This window comes from Candidatus Equadaptatus faecalis (assembly GCA_018065065.1).
Lineage (GTDB): Bacteria > Synergistota > Synergistia > Synergistales > Synergistaceae > Equadaptatus > Equadaptatus faecalis.
This window is the reverse complement of sequence record JAGHTZ010000097.1, coordinates 21,244-28,078: the sequence shown is the minus strand read 5'-3', so window position 1 is coordinate 28,078 and position 6,835 is coordinate 21,244. Positions and strand designations below refer to the sequence as shown.

The window sequence follows — 6,835 nt, the reverse complement described above, 5'->3', positions numbered from 1 at the left end:
GCAGCCATTATAACATACATAAAGGGCAAGCTGCCCTGCCCTTTATGTATTCAAAAAATTTCTCTGCTATTTGGGCTGGATAACCTTGTAAAAATGTCCTTTCAGGTCATCCGCTATTTTCAGAATTGCCGCAGGCTTGTTAATTACGTTGTGATCCTTCGGGTCAATTGAAATCGTGAAATGCGTAAGCCTGACGTCTTTCGTGTTTTCAAGCGCCTTCGCTATTGCCGGACCTTCTGCGCAGCCTGCTTTCTCCATTGCCCATACGAGCCATTTCGCCGCGTCGTATGCCATGGTGAGGTTCGTAAATTCCTTGCATTCGTCCTTGTAGGTTTCCTTGTATTTGGCGAACACGGGAACCATCTGCGGGTCGCCGAGATACGTGTGGTTGACCCAGTAGGTGCCCTTCATCGCGTCTCCGGCAATTTCGCTCATGAAATCCGCATAACCGTCGCCGCCGATAACCTTAATGTTGATTCCGAGTTCCTTCGCCTGTTTGATTATAAGCGCCATATCCTTGCCCATACCGGGGAGGAACATAACGTCGGCGCCTTTTTCCTTAACCTTCGTGAGCTGCGCGCGGAAATCGACGTCCGCGTCACGGTAGCCCTCGTCAGCGACAACCTTTCCGCCAAGCTCCGTAAAGCTTTTTATGAAGAACTCGCGAAGTCCCTGCGCGTAGTCGGAACCTACGTTGTAAAGAATAGCCGCTTTCTTCGTGCCGAGATCGTTAACTGCAAGCTCTGCCGCAACCTTGCCCTGATACGGGTCAATAAAGCAGACGCGGAACGAATAGGGACGCACGTTTCCTTTTTCGTCAACAGTTACGAGCGGATTTGTCGCGCAGGTCGCAATCTGCGGAACCTGCGCCTTGTTGACGATAGGGGCGGTTGAGAGTGTTATTCCGCTGGTGTTAGTGCCAAGCACCGCGCAGACGTGATCGTTTTCAATCATTCTGCGGACTGCATTGACTGCGTCTTCTGATTTTGACTTCGTGTCATAGACAACCAGTTTCAGTTTCTTGCCGAACATTCCGCCCTTTGCGTTGACTTCGTCAATAATAAGCTGCGCGGAATTGGCTTCTGCCGTTCCGTATGCCGCAAAGTCGCCTGTAAGAGCCGCAAGATAACCTATATTGATCGTGTCCCCGCTGTCCTGTTTCGCGCCGTGACCGGCAAAATACCAGCCGCAGAAAGCAATTATAAGAATTGCAACTATTGCCAATGCCTTTTTGTTCATTTTTCTTACCTCCTGATTATATTTTTAACGCGTTTCGCAAAACTTCTCTGATTTCTGAAATTCAAACGAACTGCCGCATCGTCGCATTCTGCTGCTGACCGTAAAATACATAACGCACCTCCGCTGCTCTGATACCCGTCTGTCTTCGGGAGAGAACGATGAAGATAATAAACTATTTTTCAAATTTTGTAAAGTAAAAAACTTTTATTTAATTTTAGTTCATTTTTGTTTATACAGGAACAATGCGGCAAAAATTAAATAAACTATTGTAAATGCTAAGCTTTTAGGCAATTAACATCAAAAAAACAGCCATATGCCTAACACATCATTTTTGAACTGTCAGACTGTGCAGGTTTTACTTTTATGCGGTATCAGCAAAAAAGCGGCGGATTTCTCCGCCGCCTGTACAGCAGTTTTACGCCGTTATTTCTTCAGAAGCCTGTTCACAAGCTCTTCAAGCGCCTGTATTCTTGCGTCCTGTTTCTCAACTTTGTCCTTCAAAGCCTTATTTTCTTCGCTGACGTATTTCACCTGTTTCTGAAGCTCGGCTCTCGTCACCGCCGTTTCGCCCTTGCCGAATTTCAGACTGAAACCGACGTTATACGCGTTCTGACTGTCGTTTCCGTTGCTGATTGACGTTGACGCGGAAAGCATCATGTTCGGGTTCGGCTTGTAGGCAAGTCCTACCGCTTCCGCGCCTGCGCCCCTGTAACCACCGTACGCCACCGCCCCGACAAGTTTGTCGCCTGCTTCGCCGCTCGGTTCAGCGTAGTGCAGACCTGCCAATGCCGCTGATATCGCGCCGACTTCTTTTACTTCGTTTGATACAGAGCCGAGTTCATTTCTTACAACGTCAAGCTGACGTCTGTTCACCGCGTCCATTGGGGCTGTGCCGTCCGCCAAGCCGCTTATTGTGCGTCCGCCGACCGCTACGGTGCTGCTTCTTGTTACTTCCAGCGGTTTTCCGTCAGCAGAACCGAATGCTACGGTGTTTGTAACGCCTTTTCCAAGCTTTACATTGCTGCCGAGGACAAAGTTGTTGTCGCCCTCTATCGTGTTGTCGTTGCCTATCGCATAGCTTCCGCTGCCTGTAACAACGTTCGGGTCGCCAAACGCGCCTGAGCTGTTTCCCGTTACGATGTTGCCGTAACCGACCGCCGTGGATTTTACGCCGCTTGCGTTGTTGTTGTAACCCGCCGCAAACGCTCCGGCACCTGTCGCGCTTGCTTTTTGGTCGTTGTCCTCGTCAAATTTTTCTCCTTCAACAATTTCTATTCCGCCTGACGCTATTTTCTTGTTCACTTCTTCTTTCGTATAGGCGTCGGTTATTCCGTAGCCGGAAAGCGTTGTCGCTTTGTCCGCTTTTGTCGTTTCATAATCGTTCCATTTTGTTTTTTCCGCTGCGGTTACGTGAATACCGCTGTTGCCTGTATGCGCTGTGAGATCTGCCGCATTGGCTTTTTCAGCAAGTTTTTCGTTCATCTGTCCTACATTGACAGCGTCTGTATCTGCCGTTCCCGCTTTCACATTGCTGATTGTCGTTCCGCCGCTGCCCAAAAGTTCAATTTTCGACTTGTCCGCGCTGTAGTGTACGGCGTTACTATCTTCTCCGCCGCCGGTTATGGTTCCTATTTCGGTTGTTGTTCCGTTTATTGTTGTCTGTGTCAGCTTTCCTGTTGCCGCGTCGTAGCTTACCGTTTTAACAGCGTCCGCCTTAATGTCCGCAACAGCTTTTACAAGTCCCGACGAAGCATTGCCCACCGTTGTTTCAAGCGTCTCTATTCTGGTGATGTTCTGTTTAAGCTGTCCATAGGTTGCCGCGTCGCTGTCTGCCGTACCGTCGGCAACGTTTGTAACGGTTACAGCTTCTCCTCCCGCGTTGAGCGTTACTTTCGTCTTTGTATCAGGGTTATCGTACACGACTGCTCCGGGTATTGTTCCGCTTGAAGTAAATGCCTGCGAAAACACGGTATCGCCGCCCTCGTTGGTCATCGTCAGGACGCCCCCCGAGTAACTTGCCTCGACTACAGCTTTTTTGAACTGTCCGTAATTGACAGCGTCGTTTGTCGAAGTACCTTCCGCAAGATTTGTAAGCCTGCGCGATATATTGTTCGCGGCATCACCGACCGAAACTTCATATTCTCCTGCCGTCACGGAGCTGCTTCCGAGCGCCACCGAATTTGCGTGTCCCGCGCTTGAACCGCTGCCGAGCGCTATCGCGTTATCCTTGTCTGCAACAGCGTTCTGACCAAACGCAAATGTGTAGTCGCCGCCGTAAACTGCCGCTATGGGGTCACCAGTGTCCGGATTTGTAGTTTCTTCTGATACTATGCGACCCGCAACCGCGCCCGTTCCGAACGCAAACGAACTTTCGCCGTACGCCTTGCCACCGACTATCTGCGTACCCGTTACGTGTCCGCCTCCGGCAAACGAGCCTTCACCGTATGCTTCCGAGCCGTAGCCGGTCGCAGTTGACGCCTTTGCGACAGCCTTTGTTGCGTAACCCAAAGCAACGGCATTCGTCTTTGCCGTTGTGTCCTGACCGAGCGCTATCGCGGCATAACCGTCAGCGTTTGTACCGGCACCGGCAGAAAGCGAAGAACCGCCGTGCGTTTCCGCCCCAAAGCCAGCCGCAAGTGAATAGTTGCCTCCCGCAGTTGACTTAAATCCCAGCGCCGTCGAAGCCTCTCCCGAAGCGTTGGTATTCTTTCCGAATGCCACGGAGGCTTCTCCTGACGCGTTGGCTTTTTCGCCAAACGCGAACGAACTCTTTCCGTATGCCGTACCGCCTGTTTTGTTGTCGCTGTCCGTAAGATAATATCCGCCGCCCGCAAACGAGCCGCTGCCAGCGGCAGCTGAACCGTAGCCTGTCGAAACGGAAGCAATACCGTCAGCCGTAGTTCCAAAACTCATAGCCGTAGAATATTGTCCTGATGCCGTTGTTCCGTAACCCACAGCCGTAGAATTTTCACCGTCAGCATTAGTATTCTCGCCCATGGCAACGGAAGCGTTTCCTGCGGCGTTCGTATCTTTGCCGAGCGCTATCGCGTTGTCATTGCCTGCATTGGCATTCAGTCCAAAAGCAAATGTATAGTCGCCGCCGTAAACCGCCGCTATATGTTCGCCAGTATCTGGATTTGTAGTTTCTTCTGATACTATGTGACCCGCAACCGCACCGATACCGAACGCAAACGAACTTTCGCCGTACGCCTTGCCGCCGACTATCTGCGTACCCGTTACGTGTCCGCCTCCGGCAAACGAGCCCTCGCCGTACGCTTCCGAACCGTAGCCCGTCGCAGTTGACGCCTTTGCGACAGCCTTTGTTGCGTAACCCAAAGCAACGGCATTCGTCTTTGCCGTTGTGTCCTGACCGAGCGCTATCGCGGCGTAACCGTCGGCATTGGTGCCGGCACCGGCCGCAATAGCTGCGCCGCCGTGCGTTTCCGTCCCAAAGCCAGCCGCAAGTGAATAGTTGCCTTCCGCAGCTGACTTGAAGCCCATTGCCGTAGAAGCTTCGCCCGAGGCGTTTGTATTCAGTCCCATCGCAACAGCATAGTCTTTCGTTGCGTGGTTGTCGCCGGATTTAGCCTTAATACTGCCCGTGCCGGATTCTCCCGCTTCCCAAAGTGTGCCGCCGCCTGACGCACTGATTTTTATCGTGTTTGCACCGTCAGCGGCAAGCGTAATATTGTCACCGGCTTCAAGCACCAAGCCGTTTGAACCTGTAATATTGTCACTTGTTGTTTCACCGTTTTTGATTTTGACCGCCGTGTAATTTGTCAGCTGTCCGAATGTCGCCGCGTCGTTTGCCGAAGTACCCGCTTTAACGTTCACAATTCTGCGCGTCATGCTGCAGGAAGCATTGCCGACCGAAACCGTATCGCTTTCCGAGGCGCAGGAATTAAAGCCTATCGCAACGGAGTTCGCGGCCGTAGCGCATGCGTAAGCCCCAAGCGCCGCTGCGTCCTGCGCGGTAACCGTTGAATTATAGCCGAGCGAAGTGGAATTGACCGCTGTGCCTGCCGAAATGCAGGCAAACGCGCCAACCGCCGTACTGTTCTTCGCGCCGCTGACCATTGCCGAATTGCCCAAAGCCGTGGAATATTCCCCGCTGGTGCTTACCAAAGCCCTGTAGCCTGCCGCCAGTGAGCCTGCCCCGTCAGCCGAGGCGTTGCCGTCCGTGCCGGAGGCGCTCTTCTTTGCACCAATATACGCCAAAGAACCGCTCGAAACTGCCTCGTCCAGCTGTTTTTTGTTGACCGCGTCGTAATCGCCCACGCCGTCCGCAACGTTCACAATTCTGCGCGTTATATTCTCTGCTGCATTACCAACCGACACAGTATTTGAAATTGTTGTATTTGACCTATAACCAATAGCAACTGAATCAGACTGTGTCGCGCACGCGTAAGCACCGACAGCTACACCATTTTCGCTCGATACGCCTGACTGGTAACCTACAGACGTTGAATTTGCGCTTGTGCCGGTGCCTGCCATAGCACCGACCACCGTAGAACTTTGTGCCGCGGCGCAGGCAGCGTAACCGAGCGCAACAGAAAAGTCGGCACTTGCAGATGCTGTGTAGCCTGCCGCGAGAGAACCGGGGCTGGCTGCCTGCGCGCCGCCGTCAGTATCAAGGGCTTTTAGTGCCATAATATACCCCGGCACGTCACCGTACGGAATATCCACTGACGTAATCTTCACATTATCAGCGTTTCTCAAAGTAAGCGTGCCACCGTCATAATCTGCTTTTGCAACAATCTGACCGTAATTGACAGCATCTGTGAGATACATCCCTGCCGCAACGTTCATTATCTTGCGTTCGCCGCCGGAATAGCCGACTGAAATTGTGTTATCTGCCGTTGTTACGGAACCGTTGCCGAGAGCGACAGAATTTTTGTGTATCGCCTGCGCCCCGTTGCCGAGCGCTATCGTTCCGCTGTAATTAACAGCGTCACCTGAAACGCCGGCAACCGCCCCTATTCCGAACGCGAACGAACTGTTGCCGTACGCCGTACCGCCAGCCGCGTTGTCGTCTGAATTAACGTAATATCCTCCTCCGGCAAAAGAACCGTGCCCAACGGCGTTCGTATTGTAACCCATCGCTGCGGAAGCTTTTCCGCTGGCGTTTGTTCCATAACCCATTGAGGTAGAAGCTAATCCACTGGCGTTTGTACCGTACCCCATCGACGTGGAAGAGTTCCCGCCGGCAGTCGTTTTGTATCCCATCGCCGTGGAATACTCGTTACTGGCAGTCGTAAATCCACCCATCGCCGTGGCAGTATTTCCGCCGGCGGTCGTGCCGTAGCCAAGAGCAATAGAATATGGTCCTCCGGCTTTGGGTTTATTTACATTTGTTTCAAGACTGCTGTCGTAAATTATAATGCCTGTGCTGTCTGCGGTTCCATTTTTACCGTTCGCAGTCACAACAGTTGCCAATGCCGGCGAGACTGTTGAAAAGACAAAGCCGAAAAGCATCAGAGCCGCTGCAAATTTTCTGTAATTTTTCATTTTGTCCGCTCCTGAAAAATATTTACTTTTTCAAAAATTATTTATGAGCCAATAAAAAATTTTTCGTGGTTTGACACACAAATCTGAC

Annotated in this window: 2 protein-coding genes; both read right to left on the bottom strand. The window is 51.8% G+C overall.

Annotated elements, in window-relative coordinates; genetic code table 11:
• Positions 1-66: 66 nt before the first annotated feature.
• Positions 67-1,239 carry an ABC transporter substrate-binding protein gene (locus KBS54_07685; protein ID MBQ0056001.1) on the bottom strand — a complete coding sequence of 391 codons (1,173 nt, stop codon included), beginning with the start codon at positions 1,237-1,239 and terminating at the stop codon, positions 67-69.
• 423 nt (positions 1,240-1,662) lie between these two features.
• On the bottom strand, positions 1,663-6,747 hold the full coding sequence (locus KBS54_07680) for a YadA-like family protein (protein ID MBQ0056000.1): 5,085 nt from the start codon (positions 6,745-6,747) through the stop codon (positions 1,663-1,665).
• Between the last annotated feature and the right edge of the window lie 88 nt (positions 6,748-6,835).

Coding starts and splice junctions, on each gene's coding strand:
- KBS54_07685 (MBQ0056001.1), bottom strand. CDS start 1,239: ATGAACAAAAAGGCATTGGCAATAGTTGCAATTCTTATAATTGCTTTC.
- KBS54_07680 (MBQ0056000.1), bottom strand. CDS start 6,747: ATGAAAAATTACAGAAAATTTGCAGCGGCTCTGATGCTTTTCGGCTTT.